Raw genomic sequence first — 2872 nt, forward strand, 5'->3', positions numbered from 1 at the left:
AGTTGAAGTCACAAAGCAGGGGGTCGTAACCCTGTTCCTACTGACAATAGGGTGTTCACATCAGGAGCCGTGTGCTGGGAAACTCGCATGCACGGTTTGGAATTGGAGTTGGAGGGGGCGACCTCTCTTTCGACCATACCAAATCGCCTGGTTCCGACGATTACACTTGTGGACGGGGTGCTGCCGACAGTCCCGGACGAAGCCAGAAATAAACATCAAGATCCGGCTATGTCCGGTTTTGTTTAAGTTTTATAGAGCAGTAATCATGATATTGATGCCGGGAAAAAGCTACAGAGGTACACTTCCACCCCTGACACGACACCAGGAAGAACTTAGCGATCGCCTACGACAAGATGTAGAAGCGATCGCCGGGACCGGAGAACATAACTATATATATTACGATAATCTTCTTAAAACTGAGGCTTACCTAGAAAGTAGACTGACCCAAGCTGGTTATACAGTCCAACGCCAAGAATATCTGATTGGCGAACGCCAATTTACCAATTTAGAGGTAGAAATACCAGGGGAAGCCCTGGGGGAAGAAATTATAGTGATTGGGGCTCACTATGATTCTGTGGTAGGCTCTCCTGGGGCTAATGATAACGGATCAGGAGCGGCGGCGGTCTTAGCACTAGCCGATTATTTCGCGGCAACCCATCCCCAAAAAACTCTAAGATTTGTGGAATTTGTGAATGAAGAACCACCCTTTAGCTGGACTCCAGACATGGGAAGTTGGGTTTATGCAAAGCGATCGCGAGAAAGAAATGAGAAAATAGTGGCGATGCTGAGTTTAGAAACAATGGGCTACTACTCGGACACTCCTGGAAGTCAAACCTACCCCCTGGGGCTATTAAATAATATTTACCCGATCACTGGAAACTTTATCGCATTTGTTGGTAACTTCGCATCTGGGGGATTAGTCCGGCAAGTAGTTAAGGCATTCCGTACCCATACGCTGTTTCCCTCAGAAGGCTCGATTTTGCCTAATACGGTTCCGGGTGCGGGTTGGTCGGATCATTGGTCTTTCTGGCAGGAGGGTTATCCGGGAATTATGGTCACGGATACGGCTATGTTTCGCTATCCCTACTATCACACCCAGGAAGATACCCCAGCAATGGTTAACTATAACCACCTCGCTAGGGTAGTTTCTGGCTTGGAGGCAGTGATTATGAATCTGGCTAATATTGATTGATTCACCCCCCAGCTAAGAGGTGGGAGTTAGGAGGATAAACTGTCGAGATAGGAGCGATCGCACTCCGGAAATGTCCAGTTTCACAGCAGCCAGAATATCACCGACAGTGCGGGGATTTTCTACGGTACCATCAGCAGTTGAATTAGTTTCACAGGCTTGGAGAAACTCAAACTCATCATCTGATAATGTCACCAGGTGATAATTGCAATCAAACACTGTTTGACTCGGCCAACCATTCAAACAGTAGGTTAACTCAGGAATGGCAGCTAATAAAGCGCTATCATCAGACCAATCTGCCTTGGGTAAAGGGGGACGAGCCAGGAAAAACTCATAATGGCTAACCTTGGGGTCTAATAACTCAATGAGGCGATATAGTTGGCGATCGCTTAAATTTTCGACCCTTTCCATAAGTTCGGGGGATTTACCAACCAGGCGATTAATATCCCAATACTCAGGATTAGAAAAACCGACAAATTCCAATTGAGAGCTATCAATCAGCTCAAACAGAGTGTCAATATTGTAGTCAATTTCTTGGGGATGGACATACATATCAGCAAAACACTCATCTCGCTGATTTTCCAGAGCCCAACGTTCGGACTCATACAGGACCAAACGGTTATCTTCGGGTAAGGCTTCAAAAACTTTGCGCCCCACATTTACGCCGTCCTGATAATCGCCACGTTTGTCCCCTTGTAATAAGGCGATCGCCTGCTGCATAAGTCGCACTTCCCAGCGACCCAACTCAGCATAAACAAATATATGTAATAATCCCCCCGGCGTTAACTTAGAAGCCAAGGCTTGGATACCCCGAATGGGGTCTGGTAGGTGATGGAGTACCCCCACACAGTTAATAAAATCAAACTCCCCCTCCAATTGTCCCACATCATAGAGACTCATCTGTTGAAATTGAGGCTCTGGAGTTCCCGGAGTAGATATCCCGGAGCGGCGACAGCGTTCTTGAGCCGTAGCGATCGCTCCTGAACTCAAATCAATACCCAAAACCTCAGCCTCTGGGTTAAGCTGAATCAGATATTCGGTACTCGAACCGGTGCCGCAACCCGCATCCAAAATCCGAATTTTAGTTTTCTGGGGTTTTTGTCCCGTACAAAATCCATAGGCTGCTGACCAACACCAGCGCCAGTTATAACCCGGTGGCGGTTCATTTAACAAAGGGTCAGGGGGAAAAGGGTAAATATCGTAAAGCCGTTTGACAGCAGCGCTAATTTCTTCCATGATCAAAACCAACAGACAACAACCCAAGCAAGCAAGCGAACGTGCTTTTTCAGAATACCTTACAATTGCCCCCAGTAGACCATAAATCTGTGGGGTGTTGGTCATGTAACAAAACTTATCGTTTTTTCTCAGATAAGTTCTGGTAAGTCTATACAATAGGTCTGGATACGCGATTTAATAAAATGCGAGGATTGCAGCCAAAAACATTTTAGCTGTAATTATCTGTAAAAAGATTAACCAGGTTAACAACTCAAGGAGCATGATTTAATCTCAAATTAGGTTAACATTTTACGGCAATACGGTATAATACCAAGTATGGTGCGAGACCTTCGGGTATGAAATAGAGCTGAAATGGGCGTGGGGACTACCCGGTGAGGACTTCAACCCCTTGCTTGATTGGGTCGCATCCCTGGCCATCCCATAACACAGCCGGATTTTTTGGCCCAC

At 46.4% G+C, this 2872-nt stretch carries 3 protein-coding genes; 2 read left to right on the top strand and 1 reads right to left on the bottom strand.

The features are described 5' to 3' along the window. The first annotated feature begins 87 nt into the window (after positions 1–87). Positions 88–246, top strand: coding sequence for a hypothetical protein (locus P5683_RS23900; RefSeq protein WP_006668361.1), 159 nt, complete (start codon positions 88–90; stop codon positions 244–246). 19 nt (positions 247–265) lie between these two features. Next, complete coding sequence (locus tag P5683_RS23905; RefSeq protein WP_315641137.1) at positions 266–1192, top strand: M28 family peptidase; 927 nt, start codon at positions 266–268, stop codon at positions 1190–1192. A 12-nt stretch (positions 1193–1204) separates the two neighbouring features. On the opposite strand, the gene P5683_RS23910 is transcribed toward P5683_RS23905, so the two are convergent. Beyond that, a complete protein-coding gene (locus tag P5683_RS23910; RefSeq protein ID WP_008052208.1) occupies positions 1205–2425 on the bottom strand; it encodes a bifunctional 2-polyprenyl-6-hydroxyphenol methylase/3-demethylubiquinol 3-O-methyltransferase UbiG in 1221 nt (406 codons plus the stop codon). Positions 2426–2872 lie beyond the last annotated feature (447 nt).

It is taken from the genome of Limnospira sp. PMC 1279.21, from assembly GCF_032349615.1.
Taxonomy (GTDB): domain Bacteria; phylum Cyanobacteriota; class Cyanobacteriia; order Cyanobacteriales; family Microcoleaceae; genus Limnospira; species Limnospira fusiformis.

What these genes read in the sequence shown, in the direction of transcription:
- P5683_RS23905 (WP_315641137.1), top strand. Translation starts at nt 266, where the DNA reads ATGATATTGATGCCGGGAAAAAGCTACAGAGGTACACTTCCACCCCTG.
- P5683_RS23900 (WP_006668361.1), top strand. Translation starts at nt 88, where the DNA reads ATGCACGGTTTGGAATTGGAGTTGGAGGGGGCGACCTCTCTTTCGACC.
- P5683_RS23910 (WP_008052208.1), bottom strand. Translation starts at nt 2,425, where the DNA reads ATGGAAGAAATTAGCGCTGCTGTCAAACGGCTTTACGATATTTACCCT.